Here is a 25,855-nt window from a genome sequence, read left to right on the forward strand (position 1 = left end):
GAAAATTTGCACTCATCAGTTAGAGTCGGTTTTATCACAACAATAATAAAACCCCATGACAACTGCGACCCCACAATTAATTCAGGCCGCCCTTCAGCAATTAAATGCTGTTATTTTGGGCAAAGAGCATACAGTTAAACTAGCCCTGACCTGCTTATTAGCGGATGGTCATTTGCTACTAGAGGACTTACCCGGCATGGGTAAAACCACCTTGGCGCATGCTCTCGCACAGGTCTGTGGCTTAGAATATCAACGGGTGCAATTTACCAGCGACCTTCTTCCTGCCGATTTAATTGGTGCCTCAATTTTTGAACCCGCAAATGGCAATTTCCGCTTTCATCAAGGCCCTTTATTCAGTCAAGTAGTGCTCGCTGATGAATTAAATCGCGCTACCCCTAAAGCACAAAGCGCCTTGCTTGAAGCGATGGAAGAACAACAAGTAAGCGTGGATCGGCAAACTTACCAACTGCCTCAACCTTTCTTTGTGATTGCTACCCAAAATCCACAGAGCCAATCTGGTACGTTTCCATTGCCAGAATCGCAATTAGACCGCTTCTTGTTACGTATTTCTTTGGGCTACCCTGATCCTTTAGCTGAGCGCGAAATGTTAAAAGGCCGCAATGGCCGCAGTTTACTCAGTAGCCTCAAACCAGTTTTAAATCCAAACCGCCTTCAAGGACTACAAAGCTTAGTTCCACAAGTTAAGCTCAGCGATACACTGCTCGATTATGTACAGCGCTTGATTGCTTACACTCGGCAAAGTGAAGAATGTCATTTAGGTCTATCCCCACGTGGCGCACAAGCCTTAGTACGTAGTGCACAAAGTTGGGCTTTACTCCAAGGTCGCACCCATGTATTGCCTGAGGATGTACAAGCTGTGTTCGCTGCAGTCGCAGGTCATCGCTTAGTGGGGCGCCATGAAACCCAAGGTGAACAATTAGCGCGGCATATTTTATCTAAGGTTGATGTAATCGGATCAAGGCATGTTTGACACTCTACCTGCTTATTTTGAACAGATGGTCAAACAGCGTTTACCGAGTGCGCGTACCACAGTCTTAGATCAAAGTAAGATTTTCATTGTTCCTAGCAAAACAGCTTTAGCTTTGCTGGTAATGATTATCGTGCTGTTCTTGCTGGGGATTAACTTCCAAAATTCGCTGGTATATGCCGTGTGTTTTTGGTTGTTGGCCATGCTAGTAGTGAATGTATTACATACATGGCGGAACTTAAGCAGATTAAGTATTACTGCGATTCATATTCAACCTTGTTTTGCGGGCGAAAAAGCGGTACTTGAATTAGAACTGGCTTGCGATCCAAAGCAGCAAAAATTCGCTATTGAGTTAGCTTGGCCGCAGGAAGATGCGATCCAAGTGAATTTGGTTGCAACACAAACCACACGCCTGAAACTATCGCATAGCACCCAACAACGTGGACGCTTTACCCCACCACGTATTCATATTTCCACCCATTATCCCACAGGTCTAGCTGTGGCCTGGTCTTATGTAACGGTTGATATGAGTGGTTTAGTGTATCCCACGCCTGCGCCAAAAAATCAAAGCACCGAGCATAGCCACAATACCGCAGCCGATCAGCAACAATCAGGCAAAGAGTTAAGTGGCGGAACTAATGATTTTGGTGGGATTCGTAGCTACCAAGCGGGTGATACCCCGAAACGTATTCATTGGGGCCAATACGCGAAAACTGGCAAGCTCAATACTAAAGTGTTTGTTGATTATGCTAGTCACGATTTATGGTTAGATTGGGATAGCCTTAACTTACCTGGGATTGAAGCACGTTTATCGCAGTTATGCCGCCAAGTGTTGGATGCCCATCAAGCCCAGCAGCAATATGGCTTAAAGCTCCCAGGAATTACGATTACGCCTGCTAAAGGTGAAGCACATCAAGTACGCTGCTTACAAGCTTTAGCTCTGTTTGGGGTAGAGCATGTTTAAAATTCATACCGCTCAGACCCAAAATTTTATTACTTATACAGGCATGATTTGGCTATTAGCTGCACAGCTCATTGTCATGTTGCCGTTTACGACTAGCCTGCCAGCTTGGTTAATTGTGGTGGTGATCTTCGCCGCAGGTTGGCGTTTACGGGTTTTATCCGGTAAAGCCACACAACCCAATACACTAATCAAAGCCGCTTTATTATTGATGGGGATTGCAGCTATCTTTCTGAGTGGTTTACGTTTGCCCTCATTAGAAGCTATGTCTGCTTTATTGCTCCTCGGCTTTGCATTTAAAGCCGTAGAAGCAGTCAAGCGCCGCGATGCCTTAGTCGTTATTTTCACCGGCTATTTTCTAGTCGCACTGAACTTTCTCTATAGCCAAACGATTATTGCAGGGCTTTATGGAACTCTATCGCTAATTGTTCTTACGGGTGCTCTAGTTGGGGTGCAGCAAACCATTGAAGAGTTTACCCCAGCACAGCAAGTACGCTTTAACTTTTGGGTAGCAGGACAAATCCTGCTGCAATGCTTGCCCTTAATGGTTTTAATTTTCGTCTTTGCACCACGTTTTCAACCTTTTTGGACTTTGCCTATGCCGATGGAGCAAAACACTCGCGGCATTTCTGACCGGATGGCTCCGGGGGATATTGAAAAACTCAGCCAATCAGATGATTTAGCTTTTCGGGTGAGCTTTAAAGGTGAGCGCCCAGCTCAATCGAAATTGTATTGGCAGGGTCTAGTCTTAAATTATTTCGATGGACGTGAATGGCGGCAGTTTGCGAATGAACAGTCTGCAGAAGAGTTACAGTGGTCAATTAAACAAGACTATGCCTATGATCCACAAAACCTAAAGATTCAAGGTGAACGCTATGAATATGAAGCGGTTTATGAGCAATCTGGGCAGCCTTGGTTATTTACTTTAACACCAAGCACTGAAGTCCAAGGCGATGTTTTGCGCGCAGCCGACTATCGGGTGATGGCCAAGCAACCTTTACACAGCCCCATGTTAATCCGAGCGGTGAGTCGCCCTGAGTCGATTCGCGATCTTACCCTTGCGCCTAAATTACAAGATTTAGCTCTACAACTGCCCCAGCAAGGCGATATACGTAGCCGTCAATTAGCTCAAGGTTTATATGCAGAGGCTGGTGATGAGCGTGCTTATATTCAAACGGTGCTGAATCGCTTTCGAGAACAACCATTCTTCTACACTTTACATCCACCTTTGTTGGGTGAAAAAGACACGATTGATGGCTTCTTGTTTGACTCGCAGCGTGGCTTCTGTTCGCATTATGCAGGGAGTTTTGTATTCTTAATGCGTGCAGTCGGAATTCCAGCCCGCGTGGTGATTGGCTATCAAGGTGGCGAGTGGAATGAGTCAGGCAAATACCTCGCTGTACATCAATTCGATGCACATGCGTGGGCTGAGGTGTGGTTATCAGGTCAAGGTTGGGTACGCTTTGATCCCACCAGCATGGTCGCACCTGAACGCACTGAGCAGAACTTAGAAGCTGCCTTGAAAAAAGAAGGTACTTTCCTTGAGCACTCAGTGTTCTCAAGTCGTAAATTTGCTTGGCTGAATAGTATTCGTAAGCAATTAGATAGCATGCAATATGGTTGGCAACGTTGGGTTTTAAGTTATGACAGTGAAACCCAGACTCAATTCTTGAGCAAAATGCTAGGCGAACTAAGCTTTACTAAAATTGCTTTATTGGTACTGGCCTTATTCGGCTGCTTAGTGATGGTTTGGATGGTATGGCTGGGTTTAACACGGAAAACGAATCCTGAAGCCTTGGAGCATCGTTTGTATCGGCGCTTCACTGAACGCTTGGCTAAAAAGGGTTGTGAACGGCGTTTAGATCAAACACCCACTGAATATGCTCAATTAGCTATACAGATGTTGCCACAGCAAGCCGAACACATCATGGCTTTTACCCAAACTTATCAAACTTTATGCTATGCCAGTGAGTTGAGGCAGCGCAGCAGCCTCTTAAGAGAACTGCAGCGCTTACTAGGTCAGATTCGTTGAGTGACTTATAATTATACTGACTTCTTCTAAGCCCTAGTGAGCCACCTTAGAAACTTACATTAGCCCCAAAACCTGCCCCTGCAGATAAGGAGGATGAGCCGCTAGAACCTGCACTGCTCGACATTTGTTGAACTAACATTTGAATCAACTGCATGATAACGGGTAATAATTGTGCTAATTGATCACTTTGCGTGGAGTTAGTGCTACCTCCCGTACTGTTATTAGAAGCAGCTTGATTAGCCACTGGTGTAGTTGCAGAAGCATTATTAGCCGCATCAGTGTTATCAGTACTACTGCAATCACAACTACCTTTATTGGCAGCTGCACTATTTGAGCTAGCATGGTTAGCTCCATTATTGCTGGCATTAGAAGCTTGACCAGCACCTTTGTTGCCTTCACTTGACCCTGATTTGCCACTCGATCCCGTATTACTTTGATTACCAGCACTACCCTCTTGACCTGAGCCGCTAGAATTTTTCTCACCTTGCATCTGACTAATGATTTGCGACAGCAAGCTCATTAGACTACTCAATAAAGACTGTAGATTCTGGTTATTACTAGAATCATTGGTGCTACCACTATTACTGCCTGAAGCTGAATTACTGGCACCTGCTTGATTCATTTGGCTTACTTGATCAGCTGTAGACATATTACTGCCAAAACTGCTACTGAAACTGGCACTGTCCCCATTACTAGAGGTGATCGAGAACTCTGATGATTTGCCCATCGCTGCATTGAATTTTTGAATATCAGCAGACGCAGGGGTAGACATCGGAGTGACATTTTGAGCAGAAAAATCGGCGCCATAGCTACCAGAAATGCCAGCTCCTTTGGAAATATCAAACGACATAATTATGAACTCCTGTAATTTTTATTGAAACCGATGCAAGCTAGCCTCAAGCTTTCTGCATCTCCTTGTAAGTTAGTTAATCTAGGGTTCAGCTTCTTGTCATCACAGACCAGCTGCCAGTGAAAGCAGATAAAAGGTAGTTATAAGGGAATTTTCTGTTTCTTTTCCTGCCAAGACCAAATAAATGGTATTTTTTTTAAAATAAAAGGCCGTTAAAATTAATTTATCCATCATTGAACCAAATAGCTTTGAACCACGACTCATCTTGGTAGGAAAACTAAGAACGCGCAGGGAGTTGCATTTTTTTAGGTTCAACTTGCGTCTGCTCTCTCCCCTGGGAGTAGGCGCATTTTTCGCTGATTAGGTACGTGGCAAAGTGACACCTCTTTGCCCTTGATATTTGCCCCCACGATCTTTGTATGAGGTACTGCATACCTCATCGGATTCTAAAAATAGCATTTGCGCCACACCCTCATTCGCATAAATTTTAGCTGGCAAGGTCGTGGTATTAGAAAATTCTAAAGTGACATGCCCTTCCCACTCTGGCTCTAGAGGTGTGACGTTTACAATAATTCCGCAACGTGCATAGGTGGATTTTCCTAAACAAATCGTCAGAACTGAACGCGGAATCCGGAAATATTCAACGGTGCGGGCGAGTGCGAAGGAATTAGGCGGAATAATGCAAACATCACCGACAAAATCAACAAAGCTATTTGCATCGAAGTGTTTAGGGTCAACAATGGCTGAATTAATATTAGTAAAAATTTTAAATTCATTCGCACAACGCACATCATAGCCATAGCTGGAGGTACCATAAGAGATAATTTTTTCACCGTTGACTGAACGCACTTGATTGGGTTCAAAGGGTTCAATCATTTGTTGTTGCTCGGCCATACGCCGTATCCAATGATCAGACTTAATGCTCATACATGCTTTCCAGTTGATTTTTCAAGGCATACTAAAACAAAAAGGCCACGGCGCAAACCGTGGCCGGAGAGCTGTAAGATTAACAGCTCTAGACGTTTTGAATCTTAATCGTTGGGAATTTAGCACTATAGTCTTTGGATTGGCGTGCTAAGCGGGCTGAAGCTTTACGGGCAATCTCATGATACAAACCAGCCACTTTACCCTGTGGGTCAGCAACTACGCTTGGATTACCACTATCCGCTTGCTCGCGAATTTGAATATCTAACGGCAGGCCACCTAAATAAGTTACTTGATACTGCTCCGCCATCGCTTCACCACCACCCGAACCGAAAATATGCTCCACATGGCCACAATTACTACAGACATGCATACTCATATTTTCTACTACACCCAGAATTGGCACTTCGACCTTTTCAAACATTTTTAAGCCTTTGCGTGCATCGAGGAGTGCAATATCTTGTGGTGTGGTAACAATAATTGCACCGGAAACAGGAATTTTCTGCGATAAAGTCAATTGAATATCCCCCGTGCCGGGTGGCAAATCGACCACTAAATAGTCTAAATCACCCCATTGGGTATCATTCAATAGCTGTTCTAAAGCTTGAGTGACCATCGGGCCGCGCCAAATCATTGGGGTATCTTCTTCAATTAGAAAACCAATCGACATCGCTTTCAGACCATGATTTTGCATCGGCTGCAAACTGCGGCCATCTTCAGAGACTGGCTGCCCAGAAATACCTAACATGCGTGGTTGACTAGGGCCATAAATATCCGCATCTAAAATCCCCACCTTGGCACCATCTGCTAATAAAGCTAAAGCTAAATTCACTGCAGTAGTCGACTTCCCTACTCCACCTTTGCCGGAAGCCACTGCAATAATATTTTTAATCCCATCATGGCGCTTAACCGTTTTCTGCACCGCATGTGCACTAATGACAGTATCAATCTGTACCTTAACGCTTGTGGCTCCTACTTGCTGAAGCTTCTGAGTGACCTCTGCTTGTAACTCCGCTTTATAAGCACCTGCTGGATAGCCTTGCACAAGTTTTAGCGTAACCTGATCGCCAGCTACAGTAAGCTCTTTCAGCATTTTGGCAGCCATGAGATCTTGGCCTAGATATCGATCTTGGATACTCGCTAATTGTGCTTCGACTTGGTTGCGCGTTAGTTCCATGCATAGCTCCTCAACAGTTTTATTAGGTGCTAATTCTACATGAGAGCCGGCACGCTCCCAAATAAGGCAGCCTTTCCAAACGGGATATAAGAGCAGTTTTCACTAAGCTTTGTTAAACTTCTTACTTTGTTAAGTCACTGGAACGGCTATGTCTACTGCGAATTTGCCACGTATTGGTTTAGTGGGCGCTGGCATCATGGGTAAACCGATGGGCTTAAATCTGTTAAAAGCAGGTTATTCCCTAGGTGTATATGCGCGCCGCCCTGAAACAGCAACTGATCTAGTCAATTCAGGCGCGAAGCTATACTCGAATACCGCTGGCTTAGCTGCTGAAACTGATGTCATTATTACCATGGTTTCAGATACACCGGATGTGGAGGCTGTCGTCTTTGGCACAGAGGGGATTGTCCAAGGCGCTCAAGCCGGCTTACTCATCATTGATATGAGCACCATTTCCCCCGTAACGACTAAAGACATGGCGCAACGTTTAGCAGATCGAGGCTTACGGATGCTGGATGCACCGGTTTCAGGTGGCGAAGCCGGTGCAATCGCAGGCACTCTAACCATTATGGTTGGTGGACAAGCTGCTGATTTTGCAGAAGCGCTCCCTATTCTTTCGGCCTTAGGTAAAACTATTACCTTGATTGGCGATCATGGCGCGGGGCAAGTCGTGAAAGCTTGTAATAACTTGATTATTGCGCAAACCGTAATTGCGGTCAGTGAAGCCTTTGCGCTGGCACAAGCCTCAGGCGTAGATTTGGAGAAAATGCGTACTGCCTTAGCCGGTGGTTTTGCGGGTTCTAAAGTAATGGAGGTACATGCGAAACGCATTATTGAAGATAATTACACCCCTGGTTTTAAAGCGAAATTGCATGATAAAGATATGCGGATTGCAGCGAATACCATTCAGAGTTTGAGTTTGAATCTGCCGAGTTCACAATTGGCGATTCACTATATGCATCAGTTAGTAGCACAAGGCAATGGTGAGCTAGACTCCTCGGCACTGGCGAAAATAGTGCAGCAATTAGCCTAGCTCACTCATCAATTAAGCAGCTTTCGGGCGCAAACGCTCTAAAGCTGCTTGGATTTTTTTATCTTTATTATTCCCTCGCTGAGAGCCAGTTTTGAGGTAACGATCAATTTGCTCCATCGCTAGCAAATGATCCTCAAAGCCAGACTGCTGAGTTTGAATTCGGTCTAAACTATCTTGCATGCGTTCAAAGCTATTACTATGCCGATTGCTTTGTTGCGCCAATTTCCCCGCTGCTTGTTGAGCCTGTTGTGTCGTTTGTGCCATCGCTAACTGCGCTCGATAATGCTCTAACTTGCTAGCCGTCAGCTTCAGAGTTTGCAGCAAACGTTGCTCATAAGCTTCTAGTTGCTTCAGTTGCTCGGTTTGCTGCGTGACTAACTCTTCCTGCACGACTAAATCTTCTGCTAAAGCACTCGCTTGTTGTTCCTCTTGACGCTCTAAATGCTCACGAATCGTGTCCTCTTCCGCGGCTAAGCGTTGGCGGCTTTGCTCTAACTGGCGCTGCATCTTTAATTTATTCGCCATTACTTGAGCTAAATGCTGCTTGGCTTGACGTACACCCGCTTCTGCTTCATAAATTTCCTGAGCTAAAATCCGAAGCGCATTTGCATCCACCGCTGACTCTAAGACTTCACGCGTGCCACCGCGTAAAGCAGTGGCTAATTTATCTAATAAATAAAACATGCCTTCACTCCTCGCTGAATTAAGCACCGTACTCTTTTAAGATTTTGTTAGTTTTTGCTTCATTAATTTTATTGAGTAAACGCTCAGCCTCGTATTCATCGCGTAAAGTCTTCGAGAGCATAATGGTGGAGCTAACTAAGAATAAGGAATTTAAAGCCAGATAACCTTTGGTTAATAAGCTGCCTTCTAAGAAAAACACAAACGCTCCCATCGCGAGTAAAGCAACCACAAAGGTGATTTTGACAAAGAGCACCCAGCTCGTTGAACTTGGTAAGGCGATATTGTTGTTTTCCATTTTGACCTCATTGGGGGTTGCGGTTAGTTGATGGATCTAAGCTTAAAGCGCTACCGCAGACTAAGCAAAGCTAACCCAAGAAGTAGAAAAGTGCGCGGCTGCCAGTAGCAAAATAAGCTACTTCACGCCAAACCCTCTAAAGGAAATGCGGTTTTTAGACCCCCAATTCATCCTCAGGTAAGCTAGCAGGCAGTTTAAATAATTTTTTTTAGAAACCAAGCACGCTGCTAATAGCTAGTAAAGGAGTTCTACATGGGTATTGAAGTCGGTGGTTTACTCGGCTTAATCCATTTAATCGTGGCAATTTGGGCGATTATTAAAGTGGCACAAAGCTCAGCCAGCGGTATCAGTAAATTGCTGTGGATTCTGTTTATCTTATTCTTCCCGCTGATTGGTTTAATTGTTTGGTTCGTTGCGGGGCCGAAAGGCGGTTGAATCTCTAGCACACAAAAAAGCCAGCTTGATGCTGGCTTTTTTCTTTCTAAACTACCTTAAACTTATAAAGGCTGCACTGATAAAGTGAAATCATCCAAATAAATCACATTATCGAAAGCGGGCGCCCACTCTGGCCCTGAGCCTCCATAAAACACCGAAAACAAGAAGCGTTCGATTTTTAAATCATCGCCAGACTGAAAGCGCAAATCGTGTTTATCTAAAACCTCTTTGCCATCCAACCAAGTTTTAATCACACCATCATTTTTACCCGCAGAATTCAGCTTCACAAAAGTTTTAATTTGCTGCCATTTACCTTTTTGAATCTCAGCACCATCCCATTCAAAAAAGTCACCAAAATGACTCCGTTGATCCATGTGGTAGACATATTGGCCTAAGGTTCCATGTCGATCCCACATGACACGCACACTCCAGCCATCATGCCCTGTGGGTTTGCCACCGCCTGTGCGCGCATTATCATTACCAATGCCCGGTAATTTTCCGCCTAAAACCGGATCGAAATTCTCAGGGAACTTCACCCAATAGGAATAATACAAACTATCAAGTTTTTGACCGATGAGTGGCTTCCAATTAATACAACTCACTTCATTATCGCAACCTGATAGACCTTTTAAGAGTTTGATACGCAAGGTGTGATCTTTGCCGGTGCGTGACTCTTTACCATTCACAATCGCCAGATTTTTTAAACCCATCCCCCATTGTGGACAGTTCCAATCACGAAAATAATCTTTTTGCCCATAACTACCCAGTTCATCATTATCAAAGCTAATTCGCATGGCTTTACCACTCGTCAAGGGTGTAGTGCCATCACAATAAGCATTCGTATGAAAAGGTCGATAAGCAAGATTTTCACCCGGTTTGCTCGGTGCGCGATCCGGTAAACCTAAAGCTTTGAAATAAGCCCAAACGGGATGATCCGCGGGCGGCTTACTCGCTCCATTGTATAAAACTAAGACTTTATCCCAGCGTTTATCATGTGGATTCCATTGCAATTTAGCGGCTAGCTCATAAGGTTGTGCTTTATTTTCCATCGGAATTAAACGCACATCGCTTGGAGTTGCAGCCGTCTGTACAATGGTGGCGGTGGTTTGAGTAGTTGGTTGGGTTTCTGCTTGAACCAACGACAAGCTACACGCTAAAGCCATAAATAGCGCGGTTTTAAGGAATTTTTTCATCAATGTTAAGCCCGAATCTCGATCCCTGAATAAATCATCTGTAGTAAAAAACTACAAATTTAAGCTGGAAAATACCCCTAAACTTGGCGACTTACTTTATACATAAGCGTGCCCTGCTGCAATTGGCATAAAGATAGAAATTAACAGCCAAGTTAAATGCTACAATACAGTTGCTTAAATTGTAGTTAATAGTATTTTTCCCGATAATGCCCAGCTTGCTCATCAAGGATGCTGTGATGCTTAATGCTTGCTCTCGCTGGAAACTCGTTCTGACTTTAACTACTGCTTTATTCTTAAGTGCTTGCGACGATCAGAAACCCAGCCAACCACCTGCCAAGCCTACTGGCCCAATCACGAGTGAAGCACTGAGTTGGGATAAACTCCCAGGCTGGAGTCAAGATCAAGCACAAGAGGCTTGGCCAGCCTTGCTCAGTAACTGCTTAGCAATGGCAAAAAAAGAAGCTTTTTGGGAAACGGTTTGCCAAGCAGCTCAAATGAATCCGGCTAATGATGCAGCGAGTGCGCGCTTATTCTTTGAGCAATATTTCACCCCTTATCAATTATTCGGGGAAAACCTAAAAGCTGAAGGTTTGTTGACTGGCTATTATGAACCTTTGCTACAAGGCAGTTTTACCCCAAGCGAACGCTTTCAATATCCAATTTATAGCCCACCTAAAGACATGCTGACTATTGAACTAGCTGAGCTTTATCCAGAATTGAAAGATAAACGTGTGCGCGGACGCTTGGTAGAAGGGAATCGGGTCGTCCCCTATTACGACCGCGCCACTATTGATGGCGTAAATAAACCCTTAGCAGGTCAAGAAATCGTTTGGGTAGATAATAAAGAAGACCTGTTTTTCCTGCATATTCAAGGTTCAGGACGAGTGCAATTACCAGACGGCAAAGTAATCGGGGTCGCTTATGCGAATCAAAATGGCTTGCCTTATGTCGCGATTGGTAAACGCTTGCAAGAATGGGGCAAATTAAAGCCGGGCACGATTAATATGTTCTCAATTAAACAATGGATTCGCGATAATCCCACTGAAGCCGATAAGCTGCTGAATGAAAATCCAAGCTATGTGTTTTTTAGTCTGCGGGAAAATATCGAGCAAGGGCCAGTAGGATCTTTAGGTGTACCGTTAACTGCGGGACGTAGTTTAGCAGTAGATCGTAAAGTGATTGATCTAGGTAGCTTGATGTGGATTGATACGACCTATCCTGACACCAATCAGCCTTTGCAGCGTTTGATGTTTGCCCAAGATACGGGTGGTGCGATTAAAGGTGATTTACGTGGTGACTTTTTCTTTGGTACGGGTCAACAAGCCGAAACTTGGGCAGGACATATGAAACAAAAAACCCGCTTTTATATCCTGAAACCCAAAACTACCACACCCGCTCATTAATTATGTCAACTGCTGTTTTAATCGATTGCCGCCCCCAAGCTGAATACCAACTAGGCCATGCTACAGGGGCTTGTTCAGTCCCTGCTCAAGAACTGTTTGCGCGTTTACATGAATTACCTAAACGTACTCAAACTTTACAACTCTGTGGCAAGCTTGAGGATTTAAAATTAGCAAGGGCGTTTTTACTTGAACGGGGTTATCAACTACAAGACGATCTCATATGGAATGAACATTTCGTTCAGCACCTACAAACCACAGGGCAATGGGAAACTGGTTCTCAATCTAAACAATGCTGGCAAGCCGCACTGCTACTCCAACGGTTTGTGCAGGAGCTCATGCCACACTATCAAATTCCTACTGGACGAGGTTTGGATTTAGCTTGTGGTGCGGGGCGAGATTTAATTTACTTAGCGCAGCACGGTTGGCAAATGACCGGTGTGGATTGGTCTGCAGATTCCTTACAAAGAGTTCAGCAATTAGCAGTGAGCCAGAATTTACAGATCACTACACTCTTGCGTGATTTAGAAACAGAAGCCATGCCTTTACCTGAGTTTGACTTAGGCAGTTTTGATCTCATTTGTGTTGCACGCTATTTGCATCGCCCTTTATTTCCACTGCTAGAGGCTTTATTAAAACCCGGTGGGATTATTATCTATCAAACCTTTATGCAAGGCTGTGAACAGACTGCGATGGGTCGCCCCCGCAACCCAAAGTTTTTATTAGCCCCCAAGGAATTAGCTGAGCAATTTCAGGGCTTTGACTATCTATTAGATGAGATTGAAATATTAGAAGATGGGCGGCCAGTTTCCGCCTTTATTGCGCGCAAACCTTAGGTATAAACTAACCGTACTGTTGGGTTCTGCGGGGGGAACTATCATGAGCTTTTCTCATACACAAGGCTTGCGAGATGCCTTGTATCGATTACGTGACACTTATTTACCACCGACAGCTGAAGAAGTTCAGCTATTTACTCAAGCTTTGAAAACTGATGAGCCTATTCAGGCCGAGCCAGAGCCGATTCGATTAGATTTAGAGATGCCTATCCCGATACCTGAGTTAGCGCCTAAGCCACAGCGCACTCCAATAAAAACCATGCGTCCGCAAGTACAGGAAGAACCACCCTTTCATTATTATCCACCAGAAGAAGTGGAAACACGTTGGTAATTGGTAGGTTTTGAAACCTACCGTTTCCCTACCCTCCTTGCTCTAAGCTGATCATAACAGGCTAGACCTGCCTAATGATGTTCATATTCAAATTGCAAAGAGGAGTGCTAGGAGTATGCAATACGCCAATCCAAATACTGAAGGCGCAGTCGTTAATTTCAAATCACAATACGAAAACTTTATCGGTGGCAAATGGGTTGCTCCGGTTAAAGGCGAATACTTCGATAATATTTCTCCAGTCAATGGCAAAGCCTTCACTAAAATTCCACGCTCTAGCGCTGAAGACATTGAATTAGCTTTAGATGCAGCCCATGCTGCCAAAGATGCTTGGGGCAAAACCTCTATTACGGCACGTTCTAATATCCTGCTGAAAATCGCGGATCGCGTTGAAGCCAATCTGGAAAAATTAGCCGTTGCCGAAACTTGGGATAATGGTAAAGCAGTTCGTGAAACGTTGAATGCGGATATTCCGTTATTCGTTGACCATTTCCGTTATTTCGCAGGTTGCATCCGTGCCCAAGAAGGCACAATGGGCGAAATCGATCACAATACCGTTTCCTATCAATTCCATGAGCCATTAGGTGTTGTTGGTCAAATTATTCCTTGGAACTTCCCCTTGCTAATGGCAGCTTGGAAATTAGCTCCTGCTCTAGCCGCTGGTAACTGCGTGGTTCTGAAGCCTGCTGAGCAAACTCCAGCCTCGATTCTGCTCTTTGCTGAACTGATCAGCGATTTATTACCTGCTGGGGTTTTAAACATCGTCAATGGTTTCGGTGCAGAAGCAGGTAAAGCTTTAGCCACTAATAAGCGGATCGCTAAGATCGCCTTCACTGGCTCTACTCCAGTTGGCTCACTAATCATGGGCTATGCCGCAGAAAATATTATTCCCTCCACTGTTGAATTAGGTGGTAAGTCACCGAATATCTACTTCGCTGATGTTTTAGATCAAGAAGACGCATTCGTGAGCAAAGCTGTTGAGGGTGCCGTATTAGCCTTCTTCAACCAAGGTGAAGTTTGTACTTGCCCTTCACGTTTACTGATTCAAGAATCTATCTATGAAAAGTTCATTGGCCTGGTTGCTGAACGTGCAGCGAAGATTAAACGTGGCAATCCATTAGATACCGAGGTCATGGTTGGCGCTCAGGCTTCTCAAGAGCAATTTGAGAAAATCCTCAGTTATATCAGCATTGGTAAAGAAGAAGGTGCTGAAGTGCTGATGGGTGGCGGAGTTGAGCAATTAGAAGGTGACTACAAAGATGGTTTCTATGTTAAGCCAACCTTGTTAAAAGGCACCAATAATATGCGTGTCTTCCAAGAAGAAATTTTTGGTCCAGTTGTGTCTGTAGCCACCTTCAAAGATGAAGCTGAAGCGTTAGCCATCGCCAACGACACTGAATTTGGTTTAGGTGCTGGCGTGTGGACACGGGATATGAACCTGTCTTATCGCATGGGTCGTGGCATCCAAGCAGGTCGCGTATGGACTAACTGCTACCACCTCTATCCAGCCCATGCTGCCTTCGGTGGTTACAAAAAATCTGGTGTAGGCCGTGAAACCCACAAGATGATGCTCGATCATTATCAACAAACTAAAAACCTGTTGGTGAGCTACGACATCAATCCATTGGGTTTCTTCTAAGTTTCCTCCTCGTGTTCGAGAATTGCACCAAACTGTAATTCTCGATTTTATGCACAAGTCTTGTTCTGAGCTCGTGTTTTCCAACCGCTTCTATACTTTAGGAGCGGGCTTTTTTGCTTTAACTACGCCGCAAGGTTTAAGCGAGCCTTATTTCGTTCGAACTAATGCCACGCTAGCTGAACAACTTGGCTTGGGTTCAAACTTCTTTTCCAGCACTGAGGCCTTGCAAGTTTGTAGCGGTCATCTACTACTTAAAGGCATGCAACCACTTGCACAAGCCTATGCAGGGCATCAATTAGGCAAGTTTAATCCCTTTTTAGGTGACGGCCGTAGTGTGCTTTTGGGTGGTATTGAAACTAATCAGGGCTATGTAGAATGGCAGCTCAAAGGGGCTGGCAAAACCCATTATGCGCGCCATGCTGACGGTTTGGCAGGCTTAAAGGAAGCCTTGCACGAATACCACATGAGTGAACAATTAACTGCTTTAGGCGTGCCTGCGGTTAAGTGTTTGGCCTTAACTGTTGGAAAGAATTTAGTTTATCGCCAAGGTTTTCAAGCAGCAGCGATGTTAACGCGCCTAGCAGCTAGCTTTATTCGCTTTGGGCATTTTGAGCTATATTACTTCGAACGCAAATACCCAGAACTTCAGCAATTAACGGATTTTGTCATCCAGCATTATTATCCAGACTGTTTAAACACGCCAAAACCCTATGCTGCCTTTTTCCAAGCAGTCATTGAACGCACTGCTAGGCTTATTGCACACTGGCAAAGGGTTGGTTTTGTACATGGGATGATGAATACTGACAATCAATCAATTCTTGGCCTTAGTTTGGATTTAGGAGAGAGCTCATTCAATCCTGAATATACAGCGGATTTTGTCAGTAGTCCTGCCGATGAAAAAGGCCGTTATGCTTTTGCTCAGCAGCCCGTAGTCGGATTGTGGAATTGCAATATTTTAGCACGCACTTTATCGCCACTGATTGAAACCTCAGACTTAAAAGCAGCCTTAGAAACTTATGAAGCAAGTTATCTAGCGACTTTTGAATCACCAACGTAAGCGCGGCCTTGCGATTAACTCTGCTAAACGTGCGCGCACTAAATCGCTACCTGCTGGGTTTTGGCAGATTTTATCCACCAATAAACTGGGTTCAGCACAAGTATCTAGCACCTGATCCATCACTGCATCAATACAATAGCGCCATTCGCTCAGCTCCGGAGCATTCGATTGTGGCATTAAAGGCCCACGATACAAAGCCAAGGCTTCATTGGTTTTTTGCTCACGCAAAGCCTGCCAAACTTGAATAAAGTCCGCCCAAGCAGGAATTAATAAACGATATGGACGTGAACCAATTTGCCCATCCAGAAGGCGGCGTAAATGCGAGATTTCAGCTTTTAAAGTTGCCGTTGAGGCCAGTGCATCGCCATATAAAGCAGCATGGAAAGCTTCTAAACTCAAACCCTGTGGATTCAGTACCAACAAACAGAGCATTTCTAAATAACGCTGCGGCAAAGCGATAGGCTTACCTCGATAAATTACTTGGGGCTGCCCAAGCGCGTGAATTTCTAACTCAGCACGTGGCAAATGATTGGGCAAACAGCGCGCAATCGAACGGGCTAACTCCGTTACTGCCGCTTGGCCTAAAGGTGTGTGCCGTTTCCAAGTGGTGGATAAATCTAAAATACCTACACACTCGCCTGATTGCGGATGAATAATCGGTGCAGCATAGCAGACCCAATCATGTACAAAAGGTTGATAATGCTCAGAGGAAAATACGGTTACTGCTGACTTAAGATTTAAGGATAAACCCACTGCATTGGTCCCCACGGAGCGCTCATCCCAATGCCCACCGGCGGTAAAATTCACTGCTTCAGCCTTGGGTTGCATATGGCGACTGGCATAAGTCCAAAGTAAACGTCCAGAAGCATCAGCAATCGCCGCAACTAATTCGCCTTCGCGGGCTAATTGAATAATTTGCTCTTGTTCACGCTCAGCGGCTTGGCGGAGGATGGATTCTTTCCAGAGGGTTGAAGTGGTATAGGCATCATCCGCAGGTGCTTGCCCTTGCTGGATGGAAGCAATCTGTGCACTGCGTTGCCATGAGCCAATAATATCGCGCCGAATCGCTTCACTGCCTAAGGGTACACTCCCTGCAACAAATTGACTCCATTCGGATTCGATGAGCTTGCGTCGTTTGGCTAAGCCTGTGCTTGAAAACTGCTGCATACACCTCCTCCTTTTAACTAGCCTCTCCAGCTAGTGCCATCACTTTAACAACACTTAATTAATTTTACCTGTTAACTTAAAAGTATATCGCACTGCCTTAGAGACTGTAAGTTTATTCAGAGGAAGAGCCAGGTAGATACGCCATTATATCTACCTAGATTAAGTGCTTAATTAATCAGTAGTTTCTCGCTGAACTAACTCAGCAAAGGCCGCAGCTAATTGCTGATAAGCAGGTCCTGGGCAAGTTTGAATCACGCGCCCATCAATTTCTCGTACTGGAATTAATCGTGCGCCTGTTCCAGTGAAGAAGCATTCATCAGCTGAATACAAATCATACGGCGTCAATACAGTTTCACAAGTTTTGATACCCAATTGTGCAGCTAACTCTAAAACCGTACCACGGGTAATGCCTGCTAAAGCACCTTCGGTTGGGGCTGGAGTAAGCAACTCACCATCACGAGTAATAAAGATATTCTCTGCTGTGCCTTCAGCTACACAACCACGATCATTTAATAAAATGCCCTCTTCTACCCCTGCAAAGTTCGCTTCCATGCGCGCAAAGATAGAAGTTAAATAGTTTAGGCTTTTGATGCGCGGATCTAAGCGATCAGGCTGTGAACGGCGAGTAGACGTGATAATTGCACGAATGCCCTTAGCACGCTCAGCGTCACTCACCATTTGTAATTGGTCAGCGATTACAATCACCCCCGGTTCTTTACAAGTTGCTGGGTTAATCCCAAGCACCCCTACTCCACGCGTCGCAATAATCCGTAAATAGCCGTCGTTTAAATCAGAAGCTTCAATTACTGCATATACGGCTTGGGTAAACACCTCTTCGCTAGGAATCTTAAGTTGCAAAGCAGCCGCTGAACGGCGTAAACGTTTTAAATGTAAGGGCAAACGAAACGCACGTTTATTATAAAAGCGCACCCCTTCAAAAATACCATCCCCATATAAAAAGCCGTGATCAAAGACTGAAACGCTCGCCTGCTCTGCAGGGACTAATTTGCCATTTACCCAACAACGTGCATGTTCAAACATGATTTCTTTTGCTCCAAAATTTTTATACACCAACAATCATCCAAACGGTTGCTGCAGTTAACAAGCCCATGATTATATTAAATTGACGCTTACGCCGCGCACTGGACAAAAACTGTTGAATGACTACACCAAAGCCTGCCCACAGGGAGATAGAAGGCAGGTTCACTAAAAAGAATACGATGATTAAAGCTAAGCCTGATAGCCAATACTGTTCACCAGTTAGCGTGAAACTACTCACGGCTCCCAAAGCCATCATCCAAGCTTTAGGGTTTACAAACTGGAAAGCAGCGGCTTGCCAACAACGCATCGGTTGAGCAGTACTCAAGGCTTCGGATTTAGGATTGTCACCTGTTTCTGCTATCGGTGCACTGGCAATTTTCCACGCTAACCACAATAAGTACAACACACCGATTACCTTTAAAGCCAATTGCGCACTGGGCAAACGATTAAAAATTTCGCCTAAACCTAGCAAAGTCACGAGTAAGAGCAAAATCATACCGCAAGCAATCCCAAGCATGTGCGGAATTGTGCGCTTAAAGCCAAAGTTGGCTCCAGACGCTAACAGCATTAAATTATTTGGCCCCGGAGTTACCGAGGTCACAAAAGCGAAACTAAACATTGCTGCGATTAACTGAAGCTCCATAATGTTCTAACTCAGGTTTTTATAGTGAGTTCAGGATAAAACGTGTTAAATTAGCAGTACAGATTTAGAAAAAATCTATTTAGCCAGCACAGTTATGTTTTTTTAATAACTGTACTGCCTCACTCCTAACTAGCTGTGCTGTTTTGGTGCGTGTGAACCTTTATGACACTTTTATATCAAGATATTGCCAATCGACTGCACCAACATATTGAAGCTGGTTTATATAAGATAGGTGAGCGTTTACCAGGCGTGCGGTTATTAAGCCAGCAATTTGGCGTGAGTGTGTCCACTATCGTGCAAGCCCAACGCCAACTGGAAAATGAGGGAACTTTAGAAGCACGCCCACGCTCAGGATATTACATTTGTGAACGCCCGTGGATTAAGCCGGAACTGCCCTCACCCTCTAGTCCACCACAGCGCCCGATGCCAGTGACGGGGCAAGAGCTATCTTTACATTTAGCGCGGGTAGTCAATCAAGAGGATTTTATTCAACTAGGTGCGGCCGTTCCGCATGCAAGCTTTCTACCTATGCGGGCTTTACAGCGCAGTTTAAACAAAGTAGTGCGCAATTATGATAATCGTGCGGCTAATTATGCCTTCCCCCCTGGCTTGCCAAGTTTACAGCAGCAAATTGCGCGACGCATGTTAGCTAGTGGTGATCGAGTTCATCCTGAAGATATTCTTATCACGAATGGCGGGCACGAAGCCCTCACTTTAGCTTTACGTACCGTTGCACAAGCAGGCGATATTATTGCTATCGAATCCCCGACCTTTTATGGCTTATTGCAAGTCATTGATTCTTTGGGTATGAAAGCTTTAGAAATCCCTACTGATCCCCAAAGTGGTATCAGCTTACCTGCCCTAGAATTAGCTTTAGAGCAATGGCCAATTAAAGCTTGTGTCTTGATTCCTAATTTTCATAACCCGTTAGGCTGTCTACTGAGTGATTCCCACAAGCAAGCTTTGGTAAAACTCGCACATAAATACCAAGTGCCCTTGATTGAAGATGATATTTATGCCGATTTAGCCTACAACGGTGAACGTCCACGCTCTTTACATAGCTTTGATATCCATCAATGTGTGATTTATTGCTCATCTTTCTCAAAAACAGTGGCTCAAGGTTTACGTTTGGGTTGGATGCTCCTCCCCCCAAAGGATTTAGAGCGCGCTACGTATTTCAAATATGTCACTAATCTCGCAGCCCCTACTTTGTCACAGCTTGCGATTGCAGATTATCTAGAGCATGGTGGACATGAACGTTATTTACGCCAAGTGCAGTTGCAATATCAACAACAAGTCAGCTTGTTTGCGCGCACTTTGAATAAATATCTACCAGAAGGCACACGGATTTCACAACCGAAAGGCGGTTTCGTGCTTTGGGTGGAATTACCGAACAACCTAGACACACTCGCTCTTGCCCACCAGATGATTGAACATAAAGTTAGCATAGCCCCTGGACGCTTGTTTACTGCAAGTGCTAAATATACCAACTGTATTCGCATTAATTGCGCCCAACCCTGGTCACCTGTTGTAGAAAAAGCCTTAATTAGTTTAGGCCACGAATGCCTACGCTTAGCGCCATAGCCAACGAGGTACTGACTGTTTATAGGCTTGATAACTGGCACCAAACTTCTGCCCTAAAAGCACCTCTTCAGGCAGAATCTGCTGCTCATTAATCACCCAAATAAAGACTGGCAACAGCAGCCAAGGGCTTAAACTACCTAAATAAATTGCCCAACCTAGTAGCATGACTAGCATCCCTACATACATAGGATTACGTGTGTAACGGTACAAACCTGTAGTAACTAATTGGCTAGTATTTTGTGGCTTCAGAGGATTAGGTGTAGTCCGTGCTTGGAAAAATAACCACAGAGACCATACATCTGCCAGTAAAGCTAAAATAATTAACCCCAAACCTAAACGATGCCAAGGAGCAGTGAAAATATTAACGATAGGCCAATAACTATCTAACAGCCCCATCGTTACAGCAGCTAATAAAGCATAAACTGGTGGTGGAATACGAGTTTGTAACATTCTTCAGTCCTTGTGCTAAGCTTTAGACTCAACCTAAACCCTTGATATAGTTAGTCTATGCCAACTGCAGCCGAAACTCCGAACCAGTCAACGCTTTATTATATTTATGATCCTATGTGTAGCTGGTGTTATGCATTTCGCCCCATTTGGCAGCAAGTCCAACAACTATTGTCTGATAGAATTCGCGTAAAAACTGTATTAGGTGGCTTAGCACCTGACACCGCTGAGCCGATGCCACTTGCTACACAAAGTATGGTGCAGGCAAATTGGTATAAGATTATGCAAACTGTACCGGGTACGGAATTTAATTTTAGTTTTTGGACGACATGCCAACCACGCCGCTCAACTTATCCTGCTTGTCGAGCCGTTTTAGCAACGGAACTGCAGCAAGCTCAGACAGGGCAAGCAATGCTGACAGCAATTCAAAATGCCTACTATCTGCAGGCGCGCAACCCTGCTGATACAACTACTTTGATTGAACTTACAACTGAAATAGGTTTGGACACTACACGTTTTGTCAGTGACTTAAACTCAAGTACCATACAAGAACAACTTAAGGAAAATCTAGCTTTAGCTGATCAATTAGGTGTGCATAGCTTTCCTAGTTTGATTTTACAAACTAAGGATCAGCTATTCAGAATTCAACACTCTTATACGGATGCATCTGCTATTTTACAGCAGCTTAACCAAGCTTAGCTGGCCTCACGCGCTTTCTGTTTATCCAGTAGCTCTATGAAACGGCTACGCTGCTTTTGAAAAGCTAGCTCAGCACTTTTTTCTTCTGCCAAACTTTGCTGAATAGCCATTTCATAATCACTCATGCTTTTTTGCTTAGTATCAATAAAACCTTGTACCCGCTTTTGCTCAGCATCTTTAGATTTAGTTAAAGCAGCTTGTAAATCAGCAATTTCTAATTTGAGTTTATCGCGCAGTAGCTCCATTTGCTTACGGCTATCTTGCAACATTTTGATGCGGCTTTGATGCGACTCATCGAGCTGTTTAACATCCGTGAAAGTTGTAAGTAGCTCTCTATCTTCTTGCTGTTGGCGATCTTTAAATTTCTGGCGCTTACCTTCTAAATCTTTGATCCAGTCATCCTCCTGCGCTTGCTCAGTGGTTTTAGCAGCAGGAACATTTTTTAGTGTCATCCCCAAGGCATTTAGCTCGGCATGACCAGTCTGTGAATAGTTAGGCGGCACACTATCAGCATAATGTACCGTGCCACTGCTATCGACCCACCGATATAGATTGCCCGCTTGAGCTTGGCCTAATAAACAGCCTAGCGACAGCACTAGGCTGAGGAGTAGAAAGCTGTTCGTCTTTGTCATGACATAGTCCAACAAATTTAGTTTTTAATTAAGAATAATATTAATTTTATATTCAATAACTAAAAATTATAATAGAACTAAGATGGCCTTTAGACACAAAACGATAAGCGGCTAAGGTTTAGCTTTAGCTAATTCAGACTCTAAATCATCCAGATCAGGCGACTGACTGCTTTCCATGTTATAACGCTTCAATAACTCCACATGCTCAGCTTCAGCTGCTTGACGATCAATAACGACTTGATAACCATCTAAGTCTTCTAAAGTAATGTAAGGCGTTTTGACCTGCTTCATTAGCTTATAAAACTCGCGGAAATCATTGAAAGTTTGCCCATTAATCATTTGCACCCGCATTGCCAAATCATGATAACCAACATTACTACTCGATGCTAAGACTTTGACAATACTGACATTTTCGGTTTTATTCTTAAATTCATTTTTGTCATAGTCTTTACGGTGCTGGCAAGCGTCAGATAATTCAGTTGGGGTGAAGACATAACCACCATAAATAAAGTAGCGTGGCTTGGTATCGTGGCTATATACCGAAGTCACCGCTCTATCTAAGGGTAACTGCACTGTTAATGCCTTACCATCACGGATAATATCCAGATGCAAAGTATCATTTAACTGATGTTGATCCACCCGATAATTAAAATCGATATATTTGCTAGGCTGAAATAACACCGTGCCGTTATTCTCAACAGGTTCATTATCAATCTTGGTAATAATATCGCCAACTTTCAAATATTGCTCAGGTGTAGCCCCTGCGCAGACTTTGGTAATCAACACTCCGGTCTGTTCTTTAGACAGATTGTGCTTACTGCGTAAAGCTGGGTTCACCAATTGTTCAGTGACTATCGCAAACTCAGGGAAGCCGTCATAACGACCATCTTCTAAATCTTTTAAAAAGTGATTAATGATTGAGGGAGGGATCATATAACCAATATTTTCCTCCCCATTCGCAGCAACTTGCATGGCTACACCCACGACTTTATTGCCTGCTAAAGCAGGGCCACCACTATTCCCCGGATTAATTGCTGCATCAATTTGAATCGCTTGAGAAGCCAAACCACTATGTGCATATTCTAAATATTCAATGCGCGACACAATGCCTTTAGTGACACTTAAAGTATCACCACCTGTAGGGAAACCATAGACGCTGATTTCTTGATGCACGCGTGGCAACTCACCAATCTCTAAAAATTTGCCTTTCTTAAAGAAGCTTTCATCTTTTACTTTCAGCAGTGCTAAATCTGCCTCATGTGAAATAGCAAGAACCTCTGCCTCATAACGATCAGGTTTACCATCCCGCTGTAACTCAATGAAAGTATTACTTTCTACCACATGTGCATTGGTCAAGATACGATTGCCTTTAATCACAAAGCCAGTACCAATCATGGACTCACTATCAGAATTCCACGGTGCTAAGGTTGAATTTTTTTCGGCAGTGGTATAAATCTTCACAATCGACTGCGCCATCTCATCGGCCTCAGTATTGGTCAGATCAATGGGAGGGTCAGCAACGGGCGAGCCGGCCTCATCTACCTCATCTTTAGCTGGAGTAGCTTCAACGGGAATTGCTTCGGTAACTTTTTTATCTTCAGCCGCTAAGCTCGGCATTGCTAGACCCAATAAAAGACTAACAAGAAAGGATAAGCCGACGGCCGGAACGCCACACTGAGAAAACACTTTCATTCAAATCGCACCAAAAACCGCAATAGCAGCAATTATGCACGAAAAATTTTGCTAGCTGTATGAAATTGACAAAAACTGCAAGATCTTAACTAAGATTTAATAAAACTAAGTACAGTGTTATTGACTAATAAAAGATTTTATATTGCATAAAATATAGTCAATCGTAACACAAGGGAGCATCAAGCTCCCTTGTTAGCAGATACCAATTAAGACCGAATTACACCACACTCTCTTAATTGTGCTTCGATCTCTGGCATAATGCCTGGATCATCAATGGTGGAAGGCACTATATATTTCTCACCATTAATCATCTGACGCATATTCTTACGTAAGATTTTGCCGGAACGTGTTTTGGGTAAGCGTTTAACAATATAAGTGTCTTTGTAGCAAGCAATCGCACCAATACTGCCACGGATCATATTGATTAACTCTTTCGATAAAGTAGCTTCATCAATAGTTACACCAGACTTCAACACAACTAAGCCAATAGGAATTTGGCCTTTCAGATCATCATCCCGCCCAACGACTGCACACTCTGCTACTGCTGCATGCCCGCCAATGATTTCTTCCATTTCACCCGTTGACAAGCGATGGCCTGCTACGTTGATCACGTCATCAACCCGACCCATGACGAAAACATAGCCATCTTGGTCGATATAGCCACCATCACCTGAAGCATAATAGCCTTCGAAGGTAGACAAATAGCTTTCTTTGAATTTATCGACATTACCCCAAACGGTTGCTAAGCAAGCAGGTGGTAAAGGCAATTTAATCGCAATATAACCTTGCTCACTATTTTTCAGCTGCTGGCCAGACTCATCCAAAATCTGCACATTAAAACCAGGGGTAGGCATAGTAGATGAACCTAACTTAATTGGCATCGGTTCGATACCTTGTAAGTTAGCAGTGATACCCCAACCGGTTTCAGTTTGCCACCAGTGATCAATCACCGGTTTGCCACTTTTTTCCATCAGCCATTCTTGGCTTGGTGGGTCTAAGCGCTCACCCGCTGAAAAAATAGTTTTTAATTGACTTAAATCGTATTTCTTTAAGAACTCGCCTTCAGAATCCTCTTTCTTGATAGCACGGAAAGCCGTTGGTGCAGTAAATAAGGCTTTTACGCCATATTCTTCACACACCCGCCAGAATGCACCAGCATCGGGGGTCATGATCGGTTTGCCTTCGTATACAATGGTGGTACAACCACGAATCAAAGGCGCATAGACAATATAAGAGTGACCCACGACCCAACCGACATCAGACGCCGCCCAGAATACATCACCCACACCCACATTATAAATGGCCTGCATACTGTAATTCAGTGCTACTGCATGGCCACCATTCTCACGAACTACACCTTTAGGCTTGCCCGTAGTACCCGAAGTATAAAGAATATACAGTGGATCAGTACCTTTTACAGGTACACAAGCAGCAGGCTCTGCATTAGCCATCATTTGTGCCCAATCGTGATCACGACCAGCAATTAAGGTGGAAGTTGCTTGTGGGCGTTGGAAAATGACGCATGCTTGTGGTTTGTGAGAAGATAGCTCAATCGCTTTATCTAACAAAGGTTTGTATTCAATCACACGACTGATTTCAATACCGCAAGAAGAAGACAAAATGACTTTAGGCTGAGCATCTTCTAAACGTACTGCAAGCTCAGGTGGCGCAAACCCACCAAAGACTACCGAGTGAATCGCACCTAAACGCGCAACTGCTAACATCCCAACCACGGCTTCAACCATCATGGGCATATAGATAATGACACGATCACCCTTACCTACTCCTAAACCTTTGAGCATGCCCGCGGTGCGTGCGACCTGATCTAAGAGTTCAGCATAAGTGACTTTAGTTTTAGTATTGCTAACAGGTGAATCATAGATAATGGCAACTTGATCACCACGGCCTTGCTCAACATGATAATCGAGCGCCATGTAGGAGGTATTCATCTCGCCATCTTTAAACCAGCGATAAATACCGTGTTCATCTTGAGATAAAATAGTTTCAGGGAATTTGTACCACTTCAGGGCTTCTGCTTTTTCCTTCCAGAAACCTTCAGGATCATTCATAGAACGTTCGTATTCTGCTTTATAACTCACGTTAATCTCCTCCTTTTAT

The 25,855-nt window shown here is 44.1% G+C and carries 26 protein-coding genes; 12 read left to right on the plus strand and 14 right to left on the minus strand.

Annotation, left to right across the window (positions count from 1 at the left end; genetic code table 11):
• Positions 1-55 precede the first annotated feature (55 nt).
• From Q0230_RS07375 to Q0230_RS07385, 3 genes are read left to right on the plus strand one after another with little or no spacing between them, the layout of a single operon-like run.
• The gene (locus Q0230_RS07375; protein WP_298609239.1) at positions 56-991 is read left to right on the plus strand and encodes a MoxR family ATPase; all 936 of its coding nucleotides are present in this window, start codon (positions 56-58) and stop codon (positions 989-991) included.
• The gene (locus Q0230_RS07380; protein ID WP_298609240.1) at positions 984-1,952 is read left to right on the plus strand and encodes a DUF58 domain-containing protein; all 969 of its coding nucleotides are present in this window, start codon (positions 984-986) and stop codon (positions 1,950-1,952) included. The genes Q0230_RS07375 and Q0230_RS07380 overlap by 8 nt, the downstream gene beginning before the upstream one ends.
• Positions 1,945-3,981, plus strand: a complete 2,037-nt coding sequence (locus Q0230_RS07385; protein ID WP_298609241.1) for a DUF3488 and transglutaminase-like domain-containing protein — start codon at positions 1,945-1,947, stop codon at positions 3,979-3,981. Before Q0230_RS07380 ends, Q0230_RS07385 begins: the two co-directional genes overlap by 8 nt.
• A 46-nt stretch (positions 3,982-4,027) precedes the next feature.
• On the opposite strand, the gene Q0230_RS07390 is transcribed toward Q0230_RS07385, so the two are convergent.
• The 4 genes from Q0230_RS07390 to apbC all read right to left on the minus strand — a co-directional run bounded on the left by Q0230_RS07390 (position 4,028) and on the right by apbC (position 6,932).
• Positions 4,028-4,831 (minus strand): hypothetical protein, encoded by an 804-nt coding sequence (locus Q0230_RS07390; protein WP_298609242.1) that lies wholly within the window; start codon positions 4,829-4,831, stop codon positions 4,028-4,030.
• A 102-nt stretch (positions 4,832-4,933) separates the two neighbouring features.
• Positions 4,934-5,146 carry a hypothetical protein gene (locus tag Q0230_RS07395; protein ID WP_298609243.1) on the minus strand — a complete coding sequence of 71 codons (213 nt, stop codon included), beginning with the start codon at positions 5,144-5,146 and terminating at the stop codon, positions 4,934-4,936.
• A 45-nt stretch (positions 5,147-5,191) separates the two neighbouring features.
• On the minus strand, positions 5,192-5,758 hold the full coding sequence (dcd, locus tag Q0230_RS07400) for a dCTP deaminase (RefSeq protein WP_298609244.1): 567 nt from the start codon (positions 5,756-5,758) through the stop codon (positions 5,192-5,194).
• 88 nt (positions 5,759-5,846) lie between these two features.
• On the minus strand, positions 5,847-6,932 hold the full coding sequence (apbC, locus tag Q0230_RS07405; RefSeq protein WP_298609245.1) for an iron-sulfur cluster carrier protein ApbC: 1,086 nt from the start codon (positions 6,930-6,932) through the stop codon (positions 5,847-5,849).
• Between the two features lie 148 nt (positions 6,933-7,080).
• On the opposite strand from apbC, the gene Q0230_RS07410 reads away from it, so the two are divergent.
• Positions 7,081-7,965 (plus strand): NAD(P)-dependent oxidoreductase, encoded by an 885-nt coding sequence (locus Q0230_RS07410; RefSeq protein ID WP_298609246.1) that lies wholly within the window; start codon positions 7,081-7,083, stop codon positions 7,963-7,965.
• A gap of 12 nt (positions 7,966-7,977) precedes the next feature.
• Here the strand turns inward: Q0230_RS07410 and Q0230_RS07415 are convergent, their stop codons facing one another.
• Positions 7,978-8,649: a PspA/IM30 family protein gene (locus Q0230_RS07415; protein ID WP_298609247.1), complete on the minus strand. Its 672-nt coding sequence runs from the start codon at positions 8,647-8,649 to the stop codon at positions 7,978-7,980.
• A 19-nt stretch (positions 8,650-8,668) separates the two neighbouring features.
• Entirely contained in the window at positions 8,669-8,944 is a 276-nt protein-coding gene (locus tag Q0230_RS07420) for a YiaA/YiaB family inner membrane protein (RefSeq protein WP_298609248.1), read from the minus strand.
• A 252-nt stretch (positions 8,945-9,196) separates the two neighbouring features.
• Between Q0230_RS07420 and Q0230_RS07425 the strand changes: the two genes are divergently transcribed.
• Positions 9,197-9,379, plus strand: coding sequence for a PLDc N-terminal domain-containing protein (locus Q0230_RS07425; RefSeq protein WP_298609249.1), 183 nt, complete (start codon positions 9,197-9,199; stop codon positions 9,377-9,379).
• Positions 9,380-9,441: 62 nt separating this feature from the next.
• On the opposite strand, the gene Q0230_RS07430 is transcribed toward Q0230_RS07425, so the two are convergent.
• On the minus strand, positions 9,442-10,572 hold the full coding sequence (locus tag Q0230_RS07430; protein ID WP_298609250.1) for a polysaccharide lyase: 1,131 nt from the start codon (positions 10,570-10,572) through the stop codon (positions 9,442-9,444).
• Between the two features lie 236 nt (positions 10,573-10,808).
• On the opposite strand from Q0230_RS07430, the gene Q0230_RS07435 reads away from it, so the two are divergent.
• The 5 genes from Q0230_RS07435 (at position 10,809) to Q0230_RS07455 (ending at position 15,832) form a co-directional block, all read left to right on the plus strand.
• Complete coding sequence (locus tag Q0230_RS07435; protein WP_298609251.1) at positions 10,809-11,975, plus strand: MltA domain-containing protein; 1,167 nt, start codon at positions 10,809-10,811, stop codon at positions 11,973-11,975.
• Positions 11,976-11,977: 2 nt separating this feature from the next.
• Complete coding sequence (locus Q0230_RS07440) at positions 11,978-12,808, plus strand: methyltransferase domain-containing protein (RefSeq protein ID WP_298609252.1); 831 nt, start codon at positions 11,978-11,980, stop codon at positions 12,806-12,808.
• 43 nt (positions 12,809-12,851) lie between these two features.
• Positions 12,852-13,139: a hypothetical protein gene (locus Q0230_RS07445; protein ID WP_298609253.1), complete on the plus strand. Its 288-nt coding sequence runs from the start codon at positions 12,852-12,854 to the stop codon at positions 13,137-13,139.
• 115 nt (positions 13,140-13,254) lie between these two features.
• The gene (locus tag Q0230_RS07450) at positions 13,255-14,775 is read left to right on the plus strand and encodes an aldehyde dehydrogenase family protein (protein ID WP_298609254.1); all 1,521 of its coding nucleotides are present in this window, start codon (positions 13,255-13,257) and stop codon (positions 14,773-14,775) included.
• Between the two features lie 49 nt (positions 14,776-14,824).
• Positions 14,825-15,832, plus strand: a complete 1,008-nt coding sequence (locus tag Q0230_RS07455) for a protein adenylyltransferase SelO family protein (RefSeq protein ID WP_298609255.1) — start codon at positions 14,825-14,827, stop codon at positions 15,830-15,832.
• Here Q0230_RS07455 and Q0230_RS07460 read toward each other — a convergent pair.
• The 3 genes from Q0230_RS07460 to Q0230_RS07470 form a co-directional block, all read right to left on the minus strand.
• Positions 15,821-16,999, minus strand: coding sequence for a helix-turn-helix domain-containing protein (locus Q0230_RS07460; RefSeq protein ID WP_298609256.1), 1,179 nt, complete (start codon positions 16,997-16,999; stop codon positions 15,821-15,823). The two genes, Q0230_RS07455 and Q0230_RS07460, sit on opposite strands and share 12 nt — an antisense overlap.
• A 171-nt stretch (positions 17,000-17,170) precedes the next feature.
• Entirely contained in the window at positions 17,171-18,040 is an 870-nt protein-coding gene (ilvE, locus tag Q0230_RS07465) for a branched-chain-amino-acid transaminase (RefSeq protein WP_298609257.1), read from the minus strand.
• Positions 18,041-18,062: 22 nt separating this feature from the next.
• A complete protein-coding gene (locus Q0230_RS07470; RefSeq protein ID WP_298609258.1) occupies positions 18,063-18,683 on the minus strand; it encodes a LysE family translocator in 621 nt (206 codons plus the stop codon).
• Positions 18,684-18,845: 162 nt separating this feature from the next.
• On the opposite strand from Q0230_RS07470, the gene Q0230_RS07475 reads away from it, so the two are divergent.
• The gene (locus Q0230_RS07475; RefSeq protein ID WP_298609259.1) at positions 18,846-20,267 is read left to right on the plus strand and encodes a PLP-dependent aminotransferase family protein; all 1,422 of its coding nucleotides are present in this window, start codon (positions 18,846-18,848) and stop codon (positions 20,265-20,267) included.
• Here Q0230_RS07475 and Q0230_RS07480 read toward each other — a convergent pair.
• Positions 20,256-20,717, minus strand: coding sequence for an isoprenylcysteine carboxylmethyltransferase family protein (locus tag Q0230_RS07480; RefSeq protein ID WP_298609260.1), 462 nt, complete (start codon positions 20,715-20,717; stop codon positions 20,256-20,258). The two genes, Q0230_RS07475 and Q0230_RS07480, sit on opposite strands and share 12 nt — an antisense overlap.
• A 57-nt stretch (positions 20,718-20,774) precedes the next feature.
• On the opposite strand from Q0230_RS07480, the gene Q0230_RS07485 reads away from it, so the two are divergent.
• Positions 20,775-21,413, plus strand: a complete 639-nt coding sequence (locus tag Q0230_RS07485) for a DsbA family protein (RefSeq protein WP_298609261.1) — start codon at positions 20,775-20,777, stop codon at positions 21,411-21,413.
• On the opposite strand, the gene Q0230_RS07490 is transcribed toward Q0230_RS07485, so the two are convergent.
• The 3 genes from Q0230_RS07490 to Q0230_RS07500 all read right to left on the minus strand — a co-directional run bounded on the left by Q0230_RS07490 (position 21,410) and on the right by Q0230_RS07500 (position 25,836).
• Positions 21,410-22,045: a DUF4124 domain-containing protein gene (locus Q0230_RS07490; RefSeq protein WP_298609262.1), complete on the minus strand. Its 636-nt coding sequence runs from the start codon at positions 22,043-22,045 to the stop codon at positions 21,410-21,412. The genes Q0230_RS07485 and Q0230_RS07490 overlap by 4 nt on opposite strands.
• Before the next feature lie 111 nt (positions 22,046-22,156).
• The gene (locus Q0230_RS07495) at positions 22,157-23,737 is read right to left on the minus strand and encodes a S1C family serine protease (protein ID WP_298609264.1); all 1,581 of its coding nucleotides are present in this window, start codon (positions 23,735-23,737) and stop codon (positions 22,157-22,159) included.
• Between the two features lie 206 nt (positions 23,738-23,943).
• Positions 23,944-25,836 (minus strand): propionyl-CoA synthetase, encoded by a 1,893-nt coding sequence (locus Q0230_RS07500; protein WP_298609265.1) that lies wholly within the window; start codon positions 25,834-25,836, stop codon positions 23,944-23,946.
• Between the last annotated feature and the right edge of the window lie 19 nt (positions 25,837-25,855).

Origin of the sequence: uncultured Thiothrix sp. (assembly GCF_937876535.1) — a bacterium.
Classification (GTDB): Bacteria; Pseudomonadota; Gammaproteobacteria; order Thiotrichales; family Thiotrichaceae; genus Thiolinea.